Raw genomic sequence first — 20315 nt, forward strand, 5'->3', positions numbered from 1 at the left:
TGTGGCTGGCCCGGGGATGAGCCTCGCCGCCGTCTTCCAGGAGACCCTGAACGTCACCCTGCCGATCTTCGCCATGGTCTTCCTGGGCCTGGTGCTCAAGCGGCTGCGCTGGCTCGATCAGGGCTTCGTCACCACCGCCTCGATGCTGGTGTTCCGGGCCACCCTGCCGGCGCTGATCTTCCTCAGCATCGTCGAGGCCGACCTGGCCGCCACCCTGGATCCCCGGTGGCTGGGCTTCTTCGCCCTGGCCACCCTGGGCAGCTTCCTGCTGGCCTGGGGCTGGGCGAGGCTGCGCGTGCCCCGGGCCGAGCGCGGCGTCTACGTGCAGGGCGCCTTCCGCGGCAACTGCGGCATCGTCGGCCTGGCCCTGGCCGCGGGGCTCTACGGGGACTATGGCCTCTCGGCGGGCGGGCTGCTGCTGGGGGTGGTGATCCTGACCTACAACGCGCTCTCGGTGCTCGCCCTGGCGCGCTACCAGCCGCAGGCGGCCACCGACTGGCGCAGCCTGGCCGGACAGATCCTGCGCAACCCGCTGATCCTGGCGGTGGCGGCCGCGGTGCCGGTGGCCGCCCTGGACCTGACGCTGCCCACCTGGCTGGCCACCTCGGGTCACTACTTCGCCTCCCTGACGCTGCCGCTGGCGCTGCTGTGCATCGGCGCCACCCTGTCGCTGTCCGCCGCTCGCGGCCCCGAGGGGCGCCTGGCGCTCGGCGCCAGCCTGATGAAGATGGTCACCCTGCCGGCGCTGGCCACCGCCGCGGCCTGGCTGGTCGGCTTCCGGGGCCGCGAGCTGGGGGTGCTGTTCGCCTTCTTCGCCAGCCCCACCGCGGCAGCCAGCTTCGTGATGGTCAAGGCCATGGGCGGCAACGCCACGCTGGCCGCCAACATCGTGGCGCTGAGCACCCTGCTGGCCAGCCTGACCGTCACCCTGGGCGTGTTCGGGCTGCGCGCCGCCGGGCTGATCTAGGAGCCTGTCGGACTTAACGCTGATCTACTGCGAATCCCGGGCTTTCGGCCAACTTTATTCGATCCATTTGGTTAAATAGCGCGCTATTCGCCTCAATCGATCGAACAATTTGACTCGAAATCCGTGACTCTCGTGACGATCGGTCAAACCCGACAGGTTCCTAGGCGCCAGCTCAGCCGCCCGGCCCCCGGGCCTCGGTGCCCTCGACCACCTCGAACTGCTCGAGGCCGCCGCCCTCGGCGGTGGCCTCCGCCGGCAAGGGGTTGGCATGGGCCCGCTTGAAGTCGTCGCTGCCCACCCAGGCGCGGAAGGCCTCCTGGCTCTCCCATTCGGTCTCGACCACATAGGGCGCCTGGTTGCCCTGGGGCCTGAGCACCCGCATGGCGATAAAGCCCGGCTGCTTGTCGATCTGCCCGGCCCGGGCCCGGAAGCGGGCCTCGAAGTCGTCCTCGTAGCCGGGGTTCACGTGGACGCGGTTATTGACGATATAGCTCATCTGCATGCCTCGCTCAGGTGATATCGGCGGGGGCGGTGAAGCGGGTCAGCCGCGCGCAGCCGGCGGCGTGCACCTCGGCATCGAGCTCGGCGACGGCGGCGGTGGGGAAGCCCAGGCCGCGATCGGCCCGGCCCTCCACCAGCAGGCCGGTGAGCGCGCCGACCAGCGGCATATGGCTGACCAGCAGCAGCGGACGGTCGTCGTCCTGGGCCAGCAGCCAGTCCACCACCGCCCCGGGCGGGTCGTCCGGGGTGATCCGCTCCAGGGTCTCCACCGCGAGGCCCAGCGCCTCGCCCAGCGCCGCGGCGGTCTGCTGCGCCCTCCGGTAGGGGCTCGCCACCACCCTCAGCCGATAGGTCGCCAGGTCGTCGCGCCCGGCCAGCCAGGCGCCCATCCGGGCGGCCTCTTCCCGGCCCCGGCCGGTCAGCTCGCGGGCCGGATCGGGACGGCCCTGTCCGGCCTCGCCGTGGCGCATGATCAGCAGCGGCTCAGCCATCGGTGCCTCCCCGCTCGCGGCGATCCTGCTGGACGTCCTCCCGGGGCAGCACGAACTCCACGTCGCTGCTCTGCTCGCCCTGCATCAGCATCCGGGCCATCTCGCGGGCCGGCACGCCCTCGAACAGCACCTGGTAGAGGCCCTCGGCGATGGGCATGTAGACGCCCTCCAGGCGGGCCTTGTCGCGCACCAGCCGCACGCTGTTGACGCCCTCGGCCACCTGGCCCAGGGCCTCGACGGCCTCGTCCAGGGAGCGGCCCTCGCCCAGGGCGAAGCCGACCCGGTAGTTGCGCGAGCGGCTCGACGAGCAGGTGACGATCAGGTCCCCGACCCCGGCCAGGCCGAGGAAGGTCATGGGGTTGGCTCCCTGGGAGACGGCGAAGCGGCTCATCTCGGCCAGTGCCCGGGTCATCAGCATGCTGCGGGTGTTCTCGCCCATGCCCAGCGCGGCGGCCATGCCGGCGGCGATGGCGTAGAGGTTCTTCAGCGCCCCGCCCAGCTCGACCCCGTAGCGGTCGTTGCTGGCGTAGACCCGGAAGTAGTCGCAGCCCAGGGCGGTCTGCACCCGGGTGCGGGTCAGCGGATCCCGGCTGGCGACCACCGTGGCGGTGAGCTGGCGCTCGGCCACCTCGGCGGCCAGGTTGGGCCCGGACAGCACCCCGATATGGGGGAAGCCGGTCTCCTCCTCGAGGAGCTGGCTCATCAGCTTGAAGCCCTCCTCCTGGATGCCCTTGGTGGTGCTGACCAGGATCTGCGAGGCATCGAGCCAGGGCCGGGCTCGGCGCACCACCTCGCGGAAGGCCTTGGAGGGAATGGCCACCAGCACCAGGCCGGCGCCGGGCAGCACCTCCTCGAGGGCATCCGAGGCGCGCACGGCGGGGTTGATGGCATAGTCGGGCAGGTAGCGGCCGTTGCGATGCTCGCGGTTGATCTGCGCCACCAGCTCGGGGTCGCGCAGCCACTGGCGCACCTCGAAGCCGTTGTCGGCGGCGATGCTGGCCAGGGCGGTGCCGAAGCTGCCGCCGCCGAGCACCGCCACCCTGTTGTTGCGATCGTCGGACATGGTCGCCCCGGAAGGTGGAATGGTTCGGCGATTGTAACGAAAAACGCCCCCGTCAGGGGGCGTCGCGAGGCGAATCCGGGCCGCTCGGCCCGGATGGCGCTCAGTCGACCATCGGCACCAGGGCATCGATGCTCGAACGGGCGTCGCCGTAGAGCATCCGCGTGTTCTCCTTGAAGAACAGCGGGTTCTCGATGCCCGAGTAGCCGGTCCCCTGGCCGCGCTTGCAGACGAAGACCTGCTTGGCCTCCCAGACCTTGAGCACCGGCATGCCGGCGATCGGGCTGTTGGGGTCCTCCTGGGCGGCCGGATTGACGATGTCGTTGGAGCCGATGACGATCACCACGTCGGTGTCGGCGAAGTCGTCGTTGATCTCGTCCATCTCCAGCACGATGTCGTAGGGCACCTTGGCCTCGGCCAGCAGCACGTTCATGTGCCCCGGCAGGCGGCCCGCCACCGGGTGGATGCCGAAGCGCACCTCCTTGCCGGCGCCGCGCAGCTTGCGGGTCAGCTCGCTGACCGCGTTCTGCGCCTGGGCCACCGCCATGCCGTAGCCCGGCACGATGATCACGCTGTCGGCGTCGTTCAGGGCGCTGGCCACGCCGTTGGTGTCGATGGCCACCTGCTCGCCCTCGATCTCCGCGGCCGGGCCCTGGCTGCCGCCGAAGCCCCCCAGGATCACGTTGACGAAGTTGCGGTTCATCGCCTTGCACATGATGTAGGAGAGGATGGCACCGGAGGAGCCCACCAGGGCGCCGACGACGATCAGCAGGTCGTTGGACAGGGTGAAGCCGATGGCCGCCGCCGCCCAGCCGGAATAGCTGTTGAGCATCGACACCACCACCGGCATGTCGGCGCCGCCGATACCCATGATCAGGTGCCAGCCGATGAAGAAGGCCAGGGCCGCCAGCAGCAGCAGGGTCCAGAAGCCGGCGCCGTTCAGATAGAGCATGGCCAGCACCAGCGACAGGCCCGCCGCGGCGGCGTTCAGCAGGTGGCCGCCGGGCAGCTGACGGGGCTTGCCGTCGACCTTGCCGGCCAGCTTGCCGAAGGCGATCACCGAGCCGGTGAAGGTCACCGCGCCGATGAACACGCCCAGCACCACCTCGATCTGCAGGAAGGTCAGCTCGGCCGGGGTCTTGTGGGCCACCAGGGCGGCGAAGGCCGAGAAGCCCTCGCTGCCCTGCTCGGCGAGCTGGGCGGCCAGCACCCGGCGGCGCTCCAGGTCGGCGTTGAAGCCGACGAACACCGCCGCCAGGCCGACGAAGCTGTGCAGCGCCGCCACCAGTTGCGGCATCTCGGTCATGTCGACCTTCTTGGCCAGGTAGACGCCGATCACCGCGCCGATGGCCATCATCGGCACCATCCACCAATAGCCGCCGATGCCCGGGCCGAAGGCGGTGAAGAACACCGCCACGGCCATGCCGATGATGCCGTACCAGACGGCGCGCTTGGCCTTCTCCTGGTTGCTCAGCCCCCCCAGGGAAAGGATGAACAGTACACTCGCCGCGATCGAGGCGGCAGATACGAATCCTTGACTCAACATCTCGTTATCTCCGCCGCTCAGGATTTCTGGAACATGGCGAGCATCCGGCGCGTGACCTGGAAGCCCCCCACGATGTTGATGGTGGCGATCAGCACGGCGATCGCCGACAGCAGCACGACCAGGCCGCTGCCCGAGCCGATCTGCAGCACCGCGCCGAGCACGATGATGCCGGAGATGGCATTGGTCACCGCCATCAGCGGGGTGTGCAGGGAGTGGCTCACGCCCCAGATCACCTGGAAGCCGACGAAGCAGGCCAGGGCGAAGACGATGAAGTGCGACATGAACGACGCCGGGGCCACCTGGCCGAGCAGCAGCATCAGCGCGCCGCCGACCCCGAGCAGGGTAGCCTGGCGCTTGGTCTGGGCCACGAAGGCGGCATGCTCGGCGGCCTTCTTCTCCTCCGGCGTGGGCTCTGGCTCCTTGGGCTTGGGCTTGGCCGCGGCGATCGCCGGCACCTTGGGCGGCGGCGGCGGGAAGGTGATGTCGCCCTGGTAGGTCACGGTGGCGCCGCGGATGACGTCATCGTCCATGTTGTGGTCGATGCTGCCGTCCTTCTCCGGCGTCAGGTCCGTGAGCATGTGGCGGATGTTGGTGGCATACAGCAGCGAGGCCTGGGTGGCCATGCGTGAAGGAAAGTCGGTGTAGCCGACCACGATCACGCCGTTGTCGGTGACGATACGCTGGTCGGGGACCGTGAGGTCGCAGTTGCCGCCCTTCTCGGCGGCCAGGTCGACGATCACCGAGCCGGGCTTCATGGCCTCGACCATGTCCTCGAGCCACAGCTTGGGCGCCGGGCGGCCGGGAATCAGCGCCGTGGTGATGACGATATCCACGTCCGGCGCCTGCTCGCGGAACAGCGCCAGCTGCTTCTCGCGGAACTCGGGGCTCGAGGGGGCGGCATAGCCACCGCTGCCGGAGCCGTCCTGGCTGTCCTCGAAGTCCAGGAACAGGAACTCGGCGCCCATCGACTCGATCTGCTCGGCCACCTCGGGGCGCACGTCGAAGGCGCGCACCACGGCGCCCAGGCTGGTCGCGGTGCCGATCGCCGCCAGGCCGGCGACGCCGGCGCCGACCACCAGCACCTTGGCCGGCGGCACCTTGCCGGCGGCGGTGACCTGGCCGGTGAAGAAGCGCCCGAACTGGTTGCCGGCCTCGATCACCGCGCGATAGCCGGCGATGTTGGCGGTGGAGGACAGGGCGTCCATCTTCTGGGCCCGCGAGATGCGCGGCACCATGTCCATGGCGATGACGTTGGCGCCGGTATCGCGGCAGCGCTCGAGCAGCGGCTCGTTCTGGGCGGGCCAGAAGAAGGAGATCAGGGTCTGATCGCGGCGCAGGTAGCCGGCCTCCTCGTCGTCGGGCTCGCGGACCTTGATCACCACATCGGCGGCGTCCCACAGCGCCTTGTCGCCCTCGACGACGGTGACGCCGGCCTCCCGGTAAGCCGCGTCGTCGAAGCCGGCGGCCGCACCGGCGCCGGCCTCCACGAGACAGTCGTGTCCCAGCTTCTGGATATGCTGCGCGCTTTCAGGGGTCAGCGCGACGCGCGCCTCTCCCGGAGCACGCTCCTTGGGTGCACCAATCTTCACGTTGGATCTCCCGTCTTGGTCTTTGTATTGAAAATTTGCATAGCCTAGATCGACTAGTCATACCTTAGGCGACCCGGATTCTCAACCCGCATGTCGACGATGACAGCATCGATGCCGGTGTGGCTATCCCCCTGAAAATAAACGCCCAAAACTTGACCAATACGTCAAGGTCAAGACCTCGAGGGCGCCGAGGCCGCCGGCTCCGCCCATGCTTATGGCAGATGATGCAGCGCAGCACAAGGGCCGAGATGGCGGGACGGCCGATCGCCGCGCGAGGACCGACATCGTCGGGATCGCGGCCGGCCAGGACGACGCCGGCCGCCCTTGGGGCGGCCGGCGGTAAGGGATGCCGCCCGGACGCGGCATCGGCGGGGAGCGTCAGGCGCTCAGCAGGGCGTTGAGGCGGCGCACATAGGCGGCCGGATCGTCGAGGTGGCCGCCCTCGGCGATCACCGCCTGGTCGAGCAGGATATGCGCCAGGTCGGCGAAGCCCTCGCCCTCGGCCGCCTCGAGGCGCGCCACCAGGGCGTGCTCGGGGTTGAGCTCGAGGATCGGCTTGACCTCCGGCATCGGCTGGCCGGCGGCCTCCATGATGCGGCGCATCTGGTAGCCCATCTCGTGCTCGGGCAGCACCACGCAGGCCGGGGAATCGGTCAGGCGATGGGTCACCTTGACCTCCTGGACCGACTCGCCCAGCGCCTCCTGGACGCGCTTGACCAGGTCCTCCTTGGCCTTGGCGGTCTCCTCCTGGGCCTTCTTCTCGTCCTCGCCCTCGATCTCGCCGAGGTCGAGCTCGCCCTTGGCCACGTCGACGAACGACTTGCCCTCGAACTCGGTGAGGTGGCTCATCAGCCACTCGTCGATGCGGTCGTGGAGCAGCAGCACCTCGATGCCCTTCTTGCGGAAGATCTCCAGGTGCGGGCTGGACTTGGTCGCGTTGAAGCCGTCGGCGACGATGTAGTAGATCTTCTCCTGGCCTTCCTTCATGCGGCCCACGTAGTCCGCCAGCGACTGGTCCTGGGTGGCGCTGTCGGTGTGGGTGGTGGAGAAGCGCAGCAGGCCGGCGATCTTCTCGCGGTTGGCGTGATCCTCCGCCGGGCCTTCCTTGAGCACGCTGCCGAAGGTGTTCCAGAAGGTCTGGTAGGCCTCCTCGTCCTTGGCCAGCTTCTTGAGCATGTCCAGGGCGCGCTTGGTCAGGGCCGACTTGATCTTCTCGACCTTGGGATCCTGCTGCAGCAGTTCCCGGGAGACGTTCAGCGACAGGTCGCGGGTGTCCAGCACGCCCTTGATGAAGCGCAGGTAGAGCGGCAGGAACTGCTCGGCGTCGTCCATGATGAAGACGCGCTGCACATAGAGCTTGACGCCCCGGGCGCCGTCCCGCTCGTAGAGGTCGAAGGGCGCGCGGCCCGGCACGTACAGCAGGCTGGTGTACTCCAGCTTGCCCTCGACCTTGTTGTGGCTCCAGGTCAACGGGTCGCTGAAGTCGTGGGCCACATGCTTGTAGAAGGCCTTGTACTCGTCCTCGGAGATCTCGCTCTTGGGCCGCACCCACAGCGCGGTGGCCTCGTTGACGGTCTCCCAGGTGACGGTCTCGCTGCCCTCGATGTCGTTGCCGTCCTCGTCCTTGGCGGTCTCGACCTTCGGCATGCGCACCGGCACCTCGATATGGTCCGAGTACTTGCGCACCAGGTTCTTGAGGCGGAAGTCGTCGGCGAACTCGCGGGCGTCCTCCTTGAGGTGCAGGACGATCTCGGTGCCGTGAGCCTCGCGCTCGATGTCGGCGACGCTGAACTCGCCCTCGCCGCGGGACTGCCACTCGACGCCCTCGCCCCGCTCGGTGCCCGCCTTGCGGGTGCGCACCGTGACCTCGTCGGCGACGATGAAGCCGGAATAGAAGCCGACGCCGAACTGGCCGATCAGCTTGGCGTCCTTCTGCTGCTCGCCGGTGAGCTGCTGGAGGAATTCGGCGGTGCCGCTGCGGGCGATGGTGCCGAGGTTCTCGATCACCTCGTCGCGGTTCATGCCAATGCCGTTGTCGCGCACGGTGACGGTGCCGGCCTCGGCATCGTGCTCGATCTCGACGCGCAGCTCGCTGTCGCCTTCAAAGATGGCGTCATTGTCCAGCGCCGCGTAGCGCAGCTTGTCGCAGGCGTCGGCGGCATTGGAGATGAGCTCGCGCAGGAAGATCTCCCGGTTGGAGTACAGGGAGTGGATCATCAGGTGAAGGAGTTGCTTGACCTCGGTCTGGAAGCCGAGGGTCTCTTCACGGGTGGCAGTGGTCATGTCTTACGGACCCCTTGTCGACGTGTCGGCGGTGGCCGGGTGCCACCGGTTGCTTGGCTTCCGTCGATATGGGGACCGCCCGGCGTTTTTCAAGCGTCGTCGGGATCGCCGAGCACGAAGTGTAGTCGAGCCGTGGCCACCGGGGCGTCCTCGGCCTCCTGCCAGGCCTGCACCCGGACATTGGCCAGGCGGCGGCCCTCCCGCAGCAGCTCACAGCGCGCCAGGGTCGGGACCACTCGGGCGGTGCGCAGGTAGTCGATGGAGGCGTCGACGACCCGTGGCAGCCGCGGCTCCCGCGCCGCCAACATCAGGTCCAGGGTGGCGGCGGTCTCCATGAAGGCCGCCACCACCCCACCGTGCAGCGCCGGCAGCAGGCTGTTGCCGACGTTGCCCTGCCGGGGGGCGAGGCGGAACACCAGCCCCTCGCCGTCCGCGGCCGGCGCCGCCGAGACGCCGATGCGCCGGGCGTAGGGGATCCTCGCCAGCCAGGCCGTCACGTCGCCCGCCTCGCGGGTGCGCGCCAGCCACTCGGCGTCGATGAAGGTATCACCCATGGTCGTCCTCCCCGGCGAACAGCGCCGCCTTGAACCCCGGCGGGGTGTTGCGTGGACCGAGACGCGCGAAGTTGGCGATGCCCCGAGCCACCGGCCGTCCGGCCTGCTGCCAGAGGGTGCCCTCGGTGAAGACCACCGAGGCGCTCACCGACACCGCCCGAGCCTCGGCATGGATCGCCCGCCCCGCCACCGCGGGACGGAAGTGATCGAGGCGCAGGTCCAGGGTCGGGCAGACCTCGGGCTCCGGCAGGGCCGGTAGCACCGCCGAGCCGCAGGCGGTATCCAGCAGCATGGTCAGCAGGCCGCCGTGAACCAGGCCGCGGACCTCGTCGCCCAACAGGTCATCCTGCCAGGGCAGGCACAGGTGCACCCCGTCGGGGCCGGCCTCGAGCACCTCGAGGCCGAGGTCGCGGGTATGGGGGATCGCCGCGGCGAAGCGCTGGAGGGCGCGTCGCCAGTCGGCGGGAAGGGGGCCGTCGGCGGCTGGCATGAAGCACCTCGCGGGTCGGGGTTCGGCGTCAATTCAAACGTTTGACTCAGACTCTAGCCGGCCCCGCCGCCCCGGGCAAGGCTCAGCGGCCCGCCCCGCGCCAGTGGCGATAGTCCGCCAGGGCACGATCCACCCGGGTCAGCATCCAGCCCACGACCACCACGTCGTCGACCAGGCCCAGCGCCAGCAACACGTCCGGCACCAGGTCCAGCGGCGACAGCAGATAGGCCAGGGCCGCCAGCATCCAGCCCAGCGCCGGCCAGGGCACCGGCCGATAGCGCCCCCGCGCCACATCGGCCAGCATCGGCAGGAAATCCGCCAGCGCCCGGCGCATCCGCGACAGGGCGCCGGCGCGGCGGGTGAGGCGTTGCCAGAGGGGAAGGGGCATGCGGTTCTCCTTGCCGGCGGGGACGAGGGCGGCTAAAGACACAGGATAACCGAGCGATCCGCCGGCCTTCATCGTCGGACCGAAGGCCGTCGGCGCCAGGCGACACTACTCAAGCGCGGCCCCATGGGCGACCATGGGCGCTTAGTCCCGCCCGACCCGAGACCCGAGAGGCGCCACCATGACCCGCCCCACGTCCCCGTTCCCCTGGCAACCCCTGCTGACCGCCGCCCTGCTCTGCTGGCCGCTGAGCGGCCAGGCCGCGGAGGCCGACGTCGCCATGCGCGACGCCCTCCAGGCGGCCCGGGAGCAGCGCTGGTCGGCGATCGACCAGGCCGCCATCGACGATCATGTGCTGGCCGGCTACGTCGACTACCACCGCCTCAAGCATCGCCTGCCCCAGGCCGGCCCCGAGGACGTGAAGGCCTTCCTCGCGGGGCATGCCGACTCGCCGCTGGCCGGCTGGATGCGCGGACAGGCCATCACCGCCTACGGCGAGGCCGGCCGCCACGCGGACCTGCTGGCGGTGGCCGACGGCGAGCCGCGCGGCACACTGCGCCAGTGCCACTACTACACCGCCCTGCTCGACCGGGATCCCGCGGCGGCGGCCGAGGGCGGCCGCGCGCTGTGGCGGGTCGGCCACTCCCAGCCGGACGCCTGCGACCCGCTCTTCGACACCCTGCGGCGGCGTGGCGAGATCGGGCCGACGCAGGTCTGGGAGCGCCTGACGCTGGCCTGGCGGGCCGGCGAGACCGGCATGGTCGGCTACCTGGAACGCCAGCTCGGGCCCGAGTGGGACGACGCCCGGGCCGCGCTTGACCGCCTGCAGGGCGACTTCGCGGCGATCACCCGCGTGCCGCGCTGTCTGGGTCCCGACTGTCGCGGCAGCGGCGCCCTGTTCGCCGCCGCCATGCACGGCTTCACCCGTGCCGACACCGAGGCGGCCCTGGAGGCCTGGCGCAAGGTCGCGCCCCACCTGATCATCGAGGACACCCACCGCGCGGCCATCGAGCGGGATCTGGCCTTCTACTCCCTGGTGCGTGACATCGAGCAGAACCTCGCCTGGGTCGACGGGGTGCTACCACGGCTCGACGACGCCGAGCTCACCGAGCTGCGCATCCGGGTCGCCCTGGCCGACCGGGACTGGTCGGGGGTGCTGGACTGGGCCGGCCGCCTGCCCGACGCCGAGCGGAGCGAGGCACGCTGGCAGTACTGGCAGGCCCGGGCCCGGCAGCGGCTGGGCGACGCCGAGGCGGCCCGGGCCGCCTACGAGCGGGCCGCCGCGCAGCGCAGCTTCTTCGGCTTCGCCGCCGCCGACCGCCTGGGACGCCCCTATGCCCTCAACATGGCCGACACTCGGGTCTCGGCCGACCAGCGGGCGGCCGTCGCCGCCATGCCGGCCGTGCGCCGCGCCGAGGCGCTGCTGCGCATCGGCGAACCCGGCCTGGCCGGCAGCGAATGGTACGCCGCGGCGGCCCGGGTCTCCGCCGAGCGGGCCATGGCCATGGCCGACCATGCGGCGCGCCGCGGCTGGCCCGCGCGGCTGGTGCAGACCACCATCGCCGCCGAGCTGTGGGACGCCCTGGAGTGGCGCTTCCCCGAGGCCTACCGGGACGACTTCCTGCGCTGGGGGGAGGCCAACGACGTCGACCCCTACCTGCTGATGGGCATCGCCCGCCGCGAGAGCGCCTACAACCCGGAGGCGCTCTCGCCGGCCGGCGCCCGGGGCCTGATGCAGCTGATGCCGGCCACCGCCCGCCAGGTCAGCCGACGCCTGGGCCTGGCGGACCCGGGACGCTTCGGGGTGCTCGATCCGGCGGTCAATATCCGCCTGGGTAGCGCCTACATCGGCGAGATGCTCGAGCGCTACCGGGGCAACCGCCTGGCCGCCACCGCGGCCTACAATGCCGGCCCCCACCGGGTCGATCGCTGGCTCGAGCGCGCGCCGCAGGCCTTCGACCTCTTCGTCGAGTCCATCCCCTTCCGCGAGACCCGCCGCTATGTCCAGGCGGTGCTGGCCTACAGGGTGATCTTCGAGAGCCTGGCTCGGGGCGGCGACCCCAGCGGCGTGGCGCTGCTGACCCCGGCGGAGCGCCAGGGGCGCTACGACGGCTCGCTGCTGGCCAGGAAATAGGTAGCGAGGTGCGAGGTGCGAGGTGCGAGGTGCGAGGTGCGAGCAATATGCTGCTGCCTCGCGGCCCCTAACTCCTCGTCCCCAACAGTGTCAGGCGGGGGCGCGGGTCAGCGCCAGCTTGGCGCCGAAGCCCACCAGCACCGCCCCGGTGAGGCCGTTCAGCCAGCGTGACACGGCCGGCCTCGCCAGCCAGCGGCCGGCCCGCCCCACCAGCAACACCACGCCGATCTGCCACAGGTTGGCAACCAGGAAATGCACCCCGGCCAGCCACAGGGACTTGGTCAGCGCCGGCTCGCCGGGGGCGATGAACTGGGGCAGGAAGGCCATGTAGAAGACCACCGTCTTGGGGTTGAGCACGTTGGACAGCAGCCCCTCGCGCAGCGGCCGCCAGACCGGGCCCCGCTGGCGAGCCGTCTCGGCGGCGGCCACCGGCAGCCCGCGGCCGTGGCGGGCGGCCCGCAGGCCGGCGATGCCCAGCCAGATCAGGTAGGCCGCGCCGGCCAGCTTGAGCGCGGCGAAGGCCCAGGCCGACTGCAGCAGGATCAGCGAGATGCCCAGCGCCGAGACCCCGGCGTGCACGAACAGGCCCGTGCAGATCGACAGGCTCGTCAGCACGCCGTCGCGCACCCCGCCGCGCGCGGTGTTGCGGATCACCAGCAGGGTATCCACCCCGGGGGTGATGCTCAGCAGGGTGATCGCCACCAGGAAGGGCCAGAACTGGGCGTCGAGGAGCATGGCCAGGCCTCAGCCGTTGAAGATGCCGCGCCGGGCGTGGCGCATGGAGATCTGGTCGTTGAGGGTCCAGAAGTCGTACAGGACGCCCAGGCCCAGCAGCCCGGCGGTGCACAGGTAGAGCAGGCCGGTGAGCCACTTGCCCAGATAGAAGCGGTGCACGCCGAAGATCCCCAGGAAGGTCAGCAGCAGCCAGGCCAGGGTGTAGTTGGTGGGGCCGGCCTGGAAGCGCAGGTCGGCCTGGCGATCCATCGACGGGATCAGGAAGAGGTCGATCAGCCAGCCGATGCCGAGCAGGCCCAGGGTGAAGAACCAGATCGTGCCGGTGACGGGCTTGCCGTAGTAGAAGCGATGGGCACCGAGGAAGCCGAACAGCCACAGCAGGTAGCCGACGACCTTGCTGTGGGTATCCTGGGAGGCGATGCGAGTATCGGACATGTCAGAGGGTCTCGTCGGGGTCTCGGGGCGTCGCCGCGGTCGCTGGACGCCCGTCAGCTTTGTGGCTACATTGACCTTGCGGGCGGCAGCACCAGTCTCCCTGCGCCACCCTGTTGACGCAACCCCGGTGCTGATGCACCATCCGCTGCGTAGGTCAGCAAGTAGAAAGTCGTCAGTTGTACTTCGATTCCTTCGATACACCCCGTGCGCACTTCTTCCTTGTCTTACCCACGCACGACGGGTTCGGGTCGCGGTCGTCGACCGGGCCGACCCAGCACCATTATTTAGTTAGTTAAGGAAATCGACACATGGCAACTGGCACCGTCAAGTGGTTCAACGACACCAAGGGCTACGGCTTCATCTCGCCGGAAGACGGCGGCGACGACCTGTTCGTCCACTTCTCCGAGATTCAGGCTGAAGGCTTCAAGTCCCTGCAGGATGGCCAGAAGGTCTCCTTCGAGGTCACCCAGGGCAAGAAGGGCCTCCAGGCCTCCAACGTCCGGGTCACCGACTGAGTCGGTCGACGCCACCCGGCGACGCCGGCCCGGCCGGTAACGCCACGAGAAGGCCCGCCATTCGGCGGGCCTTTTTCGTTTCTCGTGGCCGAGATCAGGGCGCCTCCTCGCCGTCCTCCTCGACGCGGGTGGCATCGCGAATCTCGTCGGGCACGGCCCGCTCGGCCTGCTCGAACTGCTCGTCGATCTTGCGGCGCGCCTCCTCGAAGCGACGCTCGGTCTCCTCGAGGATCGCCTCGACCTCGGGGTCCGCCTCGGCCTCGAGCCCCTCCTCCGGCAACCCGTCCGGATTGTCCAGCACGGCCTCGAGCTCCGTCGCCTGAGCCGCCGACGCCGTGGCCCCGGGCTCCGCGGGCCGCTGGCGCTCCACCTCTTCGTACTGCTGCTCGAGGCGCTCGCTCGCCTCGCGGAAGCGCCGCTCGGTCTCCTCGAGGATCTGATCGACCTCGTCGCCGGCGAGCTCGCCGGCCGGCACCTCGGCATCCAGCTCCTCGCTACCGGCGGTTGGGGTCGCCTCCTGCTCGGGACGCATGGCGTCGGCGGCCTCGGGCGACGCGCTCGCCTCGCCCCGCTCGGCTTCGGCCGTCCGGTTCGCGTCCTCGCCGGCGAGCGTCGACTCCGCGGCGGAGGCCTCGGGCGTCGGGCTCGGCTCGGCCGACGCCTGGCCGGTCGTCTCGCCCGCGGGCGAGCCACCGTCGTCGGCCCCGTTGGCGTCGCCGGTGGCGTCCTCGTCGCCCCCGCAGCCCGCCAGGACCAGCGCCAGCGCCAGGACCAGGGGTTTCCAGGATGTCATGGCCTTCCTTACTCTTGATGGGGTGTCGACTACATTGCACCAGAGCCCCCGCGGCGCCGCAAGGCGGCGCGAGCGGGCCGGGGCGGCGGGCGCCCCGCCGGGATCAGGCCGGCGCGCCGGCGAGCAGCGGGCAGTCGGCGGGCGCCGCGAGGGCCAGGGCGCCCGGGGCCACCTCGACATCGAAGGCGCGGCGCCGACAGGGCTCGCCGTCCAGGGTCAGCGGCAGCGGGTCGCGGCCCTCGAAGCTCAGCCAGGGCGTCCGGAAGGTCTCCACGAAGCGCCCCCGGGCGGGGCGCCGCTGCAGCTCGCGGCGCATGGCCCACATCTCGCGCAGGGAGGCGAAATCCCGCAGCACCAGCACGTCGAGCAGGCCGTCGTCCATGCACGCCGAGGGCGTCAGCCGCTGGCCGCCGCCGGAGCGGGTGCCGTTGCCCAGCGCCAGCACGAACAGCGAGGCCTCGCGCTCGCCCCCTTCCCAGCGCAGGCGGCCGGGGTAGGGACGGTACTGCCAGGCCTTGAGGGCCCCGATCAACGAATAGGCGCCGCCGCCCAGCAGGCGCTTGAGGCCCTTGGGCGTCGAGGTGGTGATCTCGGCGCCGAAGCCGCCGGTGGCCATGTTGAGGAAGTGCCGGTCGCCGAGCCGCGGCACGTCGACCGGCCGCAGGGCCTGGGTCAGTGCCGCCTCCAGGGCCGCCCGGGGCGTCAGCGGCAGCCCCAGGGCATGGGCCAGGTCGTTGGCGCTGCCCAGCGGCAGGATACCCAGGCCGGGGCGCCGTCCCGCCGGCAGGCGCATCAGGCCATTGACCACCTCGTTGACGGTGCCATCCCCGCCGGCGGCGATCACCCGTCCGGCGCCCGCCCCGCCGGCCCGCTCGGCCCAGCGGGCCGCGTCACCCGGCTCCCAGGTGACCGCCACGTCCAGCTCGGTGCCGGCCCGGCGGCAGGCGAACACCGCCTCGCGCACCGCCGGCCACTGAGCCGCCTTGCCGTTGAGGATCAGCCTTGTCATGGTGTGCGTGCTTCCCTGGCCTGCCACGCGCGGCGTCATGGGCGCTTCACGCCCGGCCGGCAGGATGAACGAATGAATGCCATTCACTTTATGACTTCCTTACACTGTCTGTCTTCCCGGAAATCCCGGCAAAGGGAGTTGTCATGATCCAACCGGCCTTCATCCTTGCGGCCTTCCTCGGTGGCCTCGCCGCCATGACCCTCCGGCTTCCCCCCCTGGTGGGCTTCCTGGCCGGCGGCTTCGCGCTCAATGCCCTCGGCTACCAGACCACGCCGCTGCTGGAGGTGCTGGCCGACGCGGGGGTCACCCTGCTGCTGTTCAGCATCGGGCTAAAGCTCGACATTCGCACCCTGCTGCGCCGGGATGTCTGGGGCGGCGCCTCGCTGCACATGCTGGGCTCGACCCTGATGCTGGTGGGCCTGCTGTCGCTGCTGAAGTGGCTGGGCCTGCCGCTGCTCGGCGGCGCGGGCTGGTCGACCCTGGCCCTGCTCGGCTTCGCGCTGTCCTTCTCCAGCACGGTGTTCGTGGTCAAGGTCCTGGAGAAGCGCAGCGAGACCCAGACCGCCTACGGCCGCCTGGCCATCGGCGTGCTGATCATGCAGGACATCTTCGCGGTGGTCTTCCTCACCGCCTCCACCGGCGAGCTGCCCAGCCCCTGGGCCCTGGGCCTGGTGCTGCTGATCCCGTTGGCCCCGGCGCTGCGCGGCCTGCTCGACCGCCTGGGCCATGGCGAGATGCAGATGCTGTTCGGCATGCTGCTGGCGCTGGTGCTGGGCTATGCGCTGTTCAGCGCGGTGGGCGTGAAAGGCGATCTGGGCGCGCTGATCGTCGGGTTGCTGCTCTCCCCCCATCCCGCGGCCCAGACCCTGGCACGCTCCATGTTCAGCCTCAAGGAGCTGCTGCTGGTGGGCTTCTTCCTGAGCCTGGGGCTCACGGCCATGCCCAGCTGGGAGCTGTTCGGGGTCGCCCTGCTGATGGTCCTGATCCTGCCGCTGAAGAGCCTCATCTACCAGGCGGTGTTCATGCGTTTCCGCATGCGTCACCGCACCTCGGTGCTGGCCACCCTGAGCCTGACCAACTATTCGGAGTTCGGCCTGATCGTCGGCGCCATCGCCACGGCCAGCGGCTGGCTCCCCGAACAGTGGCTGGTGGTGCTGTCGCTGGCCGTGGCCCTGAGCTTCGGCGCCTCGGCGGTGGTCAACGGCGTCAGCGAGCGGGTCTATCGCTGGCTGGAGCCGCGCCTGCCGGCCATCGACGAGACCGAGCTGACGCCCAGCGACCGTCCCATCGAGGTGGGCGACGCCGAGGCGGTGGTGCTGGGCATGGGGCGCATCGGCCGCAGCGTCTACCGCCGCCTGCAGAAGGAATACGGCCTGCAGGTGCTGGGCATCGACAGCAACCCCAAGAGCGTGAAGCGGCTCACCCGCCGCGGCTTCAACGTCCTCGAGGGCGACGCCGTGGACTCCGACTTCTGGGACAAGCTGCTGATGTCCCCGGAGGTGCGCCTGGTGGTGCTGGCCATGCCCCATCACGCCGGCAACCTCTTCGCGCTCAAGCAGCTGCGCTCGCGGCGCTTCCAGGGGCGCATCACCGCGGTGGTGGAATTCCCCGAGGAGATCGAGCCGATCCGCGAGCTCGGCGCCCATGCCGTCTTCCACGTCTACGACGAGGCCGGCCGCGCCCTGGCCGACAGCGCCGCCGAGGAGGCCGGCATCGTCTCCAAGAGCAGCCAGCTGGGCTGAGCCCGGCGCTTGCCCGGGGCCGGCGGGACCGCGATACTGCAGGAATCCCGCCGTCCCCCAGGGGAGTTGTCCATGGACGACGTCTTCACCTTCATCGGCCAGGCGGTCGGCGAGTTCATCCGCTTCCTCGTCGACGCCCTGGTGGCCTTCTTCTCCGGCCTCGACGAGGCCGTGGCCGGCTTCGTTCAGGGGGTCGCCGGGGCGCTGGGGATCGCCCCGAGCCTGGTCGGCCTGCTGGTGCTGGCATTCGGCCTATGGGCGCTGTGGCGGGGCTTTCGCGCCCTGCGGCGGGGCGCCTTCGTGGTCACCCTGATCTGGGCGCTGCTGGGGGCGACCGTGCTGAGCTGGCTGATCTACTAGGCGAGCCCCTCCCCCATACGACGAAGGCGCCGCTCCGGAGGGCGGCGCCTTGTTCCTGCGATGAGCGGCTTGCGGCTATGCCAGGGCCTTCTCGATCACCTCGTAGAGGTTCGGCGAGAGTGCCTCGCCGCGGATGCGCTCGAGTTCGCCCTTCATCAGGTCCTGGCGAGTCTCGTCGAAGCGCTGCCAGCGGGTCAGCGGGGTGACCAGGCGCGCGGCGATCTCCGGGTTGAGGCGGTTGAGCTCGATGACCACATCGGCCAGCAGCCGGTAGCCCTCGCCGTCCGCGCGGTGGAAGTTGATGCGGTTCTGGGCGAAGGCGCCGATCAGCGCGCGCACCTTGTTGGGGTTGGTCAGCGAGAAGGCCGGGTGATCCATCAGGAACTTGACCCGCTCCAGGGCGTCCGACTGCGGCCGGCTGACCTGGATGCTGAACCACTGATCCATGACCAGGGGGTCGTGGGCCCACTTCTCGCCGAAGGCGCGCAGCGCCGGGTCGGCCAGGTCGTCGCGGCTGGAGTGCACCAGCAGGGTCAGGGCGGCCCGTACGTCGGTCATGTTGTGGTCGGCCTCGAACTGGCGCCGGGCCAGCTCGATCCCCTCCTCGTCCTCGATGCTCATCAGGTAGGAGAGCGCCACGTTCTTCAGGCTGCGCTCGCCGATCTGCTCGGGCTCGGGGGCATAGGGCGCCTCCCGGCGATTCGCCTCGTAGACCCGCAGGAAGTCGTCGCGCAGGGCCAGGGCCAGCGACTGCTTGACGAACTGGCGGGCGGCATGGATGGCGTCCACGTCGACCAGCGGCTGCTGCTCGGCGATGTAGGCCTCGGAGGGCAGGGTCAGCATCTCGGCCAGCACCGCCTTGTCGTCGGGCTCGGCGGCGAGCAGCGCGCGGAAGGCCTCGACCACCCGGCCGTCCATGACCTTCTCCACGCCGTTGCGATGGGCGGCGATGAGGTCGTCCAGCGCCAGCAGCGCCAGGCGCTGGCCGGCGTCCCAGCGATTGAAGCCGTCGCTGTCGTGGGTCTGCAGGAAGGCCAGGTCCTCCCGGGAGTAGGGGAAGTGCAGCTTGACCGGGGCCGAGAAATTGCGCGCCAGGGACGGCACCGGCGCCTCCGCCACCTCGGTGAAGACGAACTCCTGCTCCTCCTCGTGCAGGTGGATGACGCCGTCGGTGCCCAGGGCCTCGCCGTCCAGGGTCAGCGGCAGGTCGCGGCCGGTCTTGGTGCCGACCAGGCCCAGGCGGATGGGGATATGCAGCGGCCGCTTGTCGGGCTGGCCCGGCGTCGCCGGGGTCCGCTGACGCAGCACCAGGCGATAGACGCCGTTGGCGTAGTCGTACTCGCCGTGGGCGTCGATCTCCGGCGTGCCGGCCTGATCGTACCAGCGCAGGAACTGGGAGAGATCCCGGCCGGAGGCCTCGGCCATGCAGGCCACGAAGTCCTCGATGGTCACCGCCTGGCCGTCGAAGCGCTCGAAGTAGCGATCGCTGCCGCGACGGAAGGCGTCCCAGCCCACCAGGTTGCGCAGCATGCGCACGATCTCGGCGCCCTTCTCGTAGATGGTCAGGGTGTAGAAGTTGCCGATCTCGATGTAGTGGTCGGGGCGCACCGGATGCGCGGTGGGGCCGGCGTCCTCGGCGAACTGGGCGGTGCGGAAGAAGGAGACCTCCTCGATGCGCTTGACCGGCGCCGAGTTGGTGTCGGCGGAGAAGCACTGATCGCGGAAGACGGTGAAGCCCTCCTTGAGCGACAGCTGGAACCAGTCGCGACAGGTGACCCGGTTGCCCGACCAGTTGTGGAAGTACTCGTGGGCGACGATGCCCTCGACCCGCTGGAAGGCGGCATCGGTGGCAGTGTCGGGATGGGTCAGCACCGCCGCCGAGTTGAAGATGTTGAGCCCCTTGTTCTCCATGGCGCCCATGTTGAAGTCGTTGACCGCCACGATCATGAACAGGTCGAGGTCATACTCACGGCCGTAGGTCTCCTCGTCCCAGCGCATGGCCCGCTTCAGCGAGGCCATGGCGTGATCGGTCTTGCCGAGGTTCTCCTCCTCGACCCAGATCTGCAGGGTCACGTCGCGGCCGCCGGCGGTGGTGAAGCCGTCCTCCACCTTCTTCAGGTCGCCGGCCACCAGGGCGAACAGGTAGCAGGGCTTGGGATGGGGATCCTCCCAGGTCACGAAGTGGCGGCCGCCGGGCAGCTCGCCGCGCTCCACCGGGTTGCCGTTGGACAGCAGCACCGGCTCCCGGCCGGCGTCGCCGATGACCGTGGTGGAGAAGGTGGCCATGACGTCGGGACGATCCGGATAGAAGGTGATCCGGCGGAAGCCCTCGGCCTCGCACTGGGTGCAATACATGCCGTTCGACTGGTAGAGCCCTTCCAGGGCGGTGTTGTCCTCGGGCGCGATCTCCACCTCGGTGTCCAGCAGGAAGCGTGCCGGCACCCGCTCGACCCGCAGGCCGCGCTCGGTGAGCGCGTACTCGTCCTCGCCCAGCGGCTGGCCGTCGATGGCGATGGCCTTGAGCGCGAGCTGCTCGCCGTCGAGCTCCAGCGGGGCGCCGGCCTCGCGATCCGGGTGGCGCTCGACGTGCAGGCGCGCCTTGACCCGGGTGGCGGCGGGATCGAGGTCGAAGGTCAGCTCGGTATGGGTCACGCGGTAGGCGGGGGGACGGTAGTCGCTCAGGTAGATCGGTTGGGGTTCGGACATCGAGGATGGCTCCTGTCGAG

The 20315-nt window shown here is 70.2% G+C and carries 19 protein-coding genes; 5 read left to right on the plus strand and 14 right to left on the minus strand.

The genetic code is table 11. The features are described from left to right. Window positions 1-16 precede the first annotated feature (16 nt). On the plus strand, window positions 17-967 hold the full coding sequence (locus QC818_RS14555) for an AEC family transporter (RefSeq protein WP_309653588.1): 951 nt from the start codon (window positions 17-19) through the stop codon (window positions 965-967). 172 nt (window positions 968-1139) lie between these two features. Here QC818_RS14555 and QC818_RS14560 read toward each other — a convergent pair whose 3' ends face one another. The 9 genes from QC818_RS14560 to QC818_RS14600 all read right to left on the minus strand — a co-directional run bounded on the left by QC818_RS14560 (window position 1140) and on the right by QC818_RS14600 (window position 9869). Further along, a complete protein-coding gene (locus QC818_RS14560; RefSeq protein WP_309653589.1) occupies window positions 1140-1463 on the minus strand; it encodes an antibiotic biosynthesis monooxygenase family protein in 324 nt (107 codons plus the stop codon). Between the two features lie 13 nt (window positions 1464-1476). Continuing rightward, window positions 1477-1959: a phosphohistidine phosphatase SixA gene (gene sixA, locus QC818_RS14565; protein ID WP_309653590.1), complete on the minus strand. Its 483-nt coding sequence runs from the start codon at window positions 1957-1959 to the stop codon at window positions 1477-1479. After that, window positions 1952-3022: an NAD(P)H-dependent glycerol-3-phosphate dehydrogenase gene (locus tag QC818_RS14570; protein ID WP_309653591.1), complete on the minus strand. Its 1071-nt coding sequence runs from the start codon at window positions 3020-3022 to the stop codon at window positions 1952-1954. Before QC818_RS14570 ends, sixA begins: the two co-directional genes overlap by 8 nt. Window positions 3023-3122: 100 nt before the next feature. Next, complete coding sequence (locus QC818_RS14575; RefSeq protein WP_309653592.1) at window positions 3123-4565, minus strand: NAD(P)(+) transhydrogenase (Re/Si-specific) subunit beta; 1443 nt, start codon at window positions 4563-4565, stop codon at window positions 3123-3125. Window positions 4566-4582: 17 nt separating this feature from the next. Next, window positions 4583-6154, minus strand: coding sequence for a Re/Si-specific NAD(P)(+) transhydrogenase subunit alpha (locus QC818_RS14580; RefSeq protein ID WP_309653593.1), 1572 nt, complete (start codon window positions 6152-6154; stop codon window positions 4583-4585). Window positions 6155-6532: 378 nt separating this feature from the next. Beyond that, on the minus strand, window positions 6533-8437 hold the full coding sequence (gene htpG / locus QC818_RS14585; protein WP_309653594.1) for a molecular chaperone HtpG: 1905 nt from the start codon (window positions 8435-8437) through the stop codon (window positions 6533-6535). 89 nt (window positions 8438-8526) lie between these two features. Continuing rightward, window positions 8527-8991, minus strand: coding sequence for a PaaI family thioesterase (locus QC818_RS14590; RefSeq protein WP_309653595.1), 465 nt, complete (start codon window positions 8989-8991; stop codon window positions 8527-8529). Next, window positions 8984-9481 carry a PaaI family thioesterase gene (locus QC818_RS14595; RefSeq protein WP_309653596.1) on the minus strand — a complete coding sequence of 166 codons (498 nt, stop codon included), beginning with the start codon at window positions 9479-9481 and terminating at the stop codon, window positions 8984-8986. The genes QC818_RS14590 and QC818_RS14595 overlap by 8 nt, the downstream gene beginning before the upstream one ends. 82 nt (window positions 9482-9563) lie before the next feature. Continuing rightward, window positions 9564-9869: a YkvA family protein gene (locus QC818_RS14600; protein ID WP_309653597.1), complete on the minus strand. Its 306-nt coding sequence runs from the start codon at window positions 9867-9869 to the stop codon at window positions 9564-9566. Window positions 9870-10047: 178 nt separating this feature from the next. Here QC818_RS14600 and QC818_RS14605 point away from each other — a divergent pair, with 178 nt between their 5' ends. Continuing rightward, the gene (locus QC818_RS14605) at window positions 10048-12000 is read left to right on the plus strand and encodes a transglycosylase SLT domain-containing protein (protein ID WP_309653598.1); all 1953 of its coding nucleotides are present in this window, start codon (window positions 10048-10050) and stop codon (window positions 11998-12000) included. Between the two features lie 90 nt (window positions 12001-12090). Here QC818_RS14605 and QC818_RS14610 read toward each other — a convergent pair whose 3' ends face one another. After that, window positions 12091-12735, minus strand: coding sequence for a LysE family translocator (locus tag QC818_RS14610; protein WP_309653599.1), 645 nt, complete (start codon window positions 12733-12735; stop codon window positions 12091-12093). Window positions 12736-12744: 9 nt separating this feature from the next. Further along, window positions 12745-13170 (minus strand): TM2 domain-containing protein, encoded by a 426-nt coding sequence (locus QC818_RS14615; protein WP_309653600.1) that lies wholly within the window; start codon window positions 13168-13170, stop codon window positions 12745-12747. A gap of 308 nt (window positions 13171-13478) precedes the next feature. Between QC818_RS14615 and QC818_RS14620 the strand changes: the two genes are divergently transcribed. Further along, window positions 13479-13685 carry a cold-shock protein gene (locus tag QC818_RS14620; protein WP_013333187.1) on the plus strand — a complete coding sequence of 69 codons (207 nt, stop codon included), beginning with the start codon at window positions 13479-13481 and terminating at the stop codon, window positions 13683-13685. A gap of 94 nt (window positions 13686-13779) precedes the next feature. On the opposite strand, the gene QC818_RS14625 is transcribed toward QC818_RS14620, so the two are convergent. Together QC818_RS14625 and yegS are read right to left on the minus strand one after the other, a co-directional pair. Beyond that, window positions 13780-14478, minus strand: coding sequence for a hypothetical protein (locus QC818_RS14625; RefSeq protein WP_309653601.1), 699 nt, complete (start codon window positions 14476-14478; stop codon window positions 13780-13782). Window positions 14479-14581: 103 nt separating this feature from the next. Next, on the minus strand, window positions 14582-15487 hold the full coding sequence (gene yegS, locus QC818_RS14630) for a lipid kinase YegS (RefSeq protein ID WP_309653602.1): 906 nt from the start codon (window positions 15485-15487) through the stop codon (window positions 14582-14584). 143 nt (window positions 15488-15630) lie between these two features. On the opposite strand from yegS, the gene QC818_RS14635 reads away from it, so the two are divergent. After that, complete coding sequence (locus tag QC818_RS14635; RefSeq protein WP_309653603.1) at window positions 15631-17229, plus strand: cation:proton antiporter domain-containing protein; 1599 nt, start codon at window positions 15631-15633, stop codon at window positions 17227-17229. A gap of 72 nt (window positions 17230-17301) precedes the next feature. After that, window positions 17302-17589 (plus strand): hypothetical protein, encoded by a 288-nt coding sequence (locus QC818_RS14640; protein ID WP_309653604.1) that lies wholly within the window; start codon window positions 17302-17304, stop codon window positions 17587-17589. A 75-nt stretch (window positions 17590-17664) separates the two neighbouring features. On the opposite strand, the gene pepN is transcribed toward QC818_RS14640, so the two are convergent. Next, entirely contained in the window at window positions 17665-20295 is a 2631-nt protein-coding gene (gene pepN, locus QC818_RS14645; protein WP_309653605.1) for an aminopeptidase N, read from the minus strand. Between the last annotated feature and the right edge of the window lie 20 nt (window positions 20296-20315).

This window comes from Halomonas koreensis (assembly GCF_031451675.1).
GTDB lineage: Bacteria > Pseudomonadota > Gammaproteobacteria > Pseudomonadales > Halomonadaceae > Halomonas > Halomonas koreensis.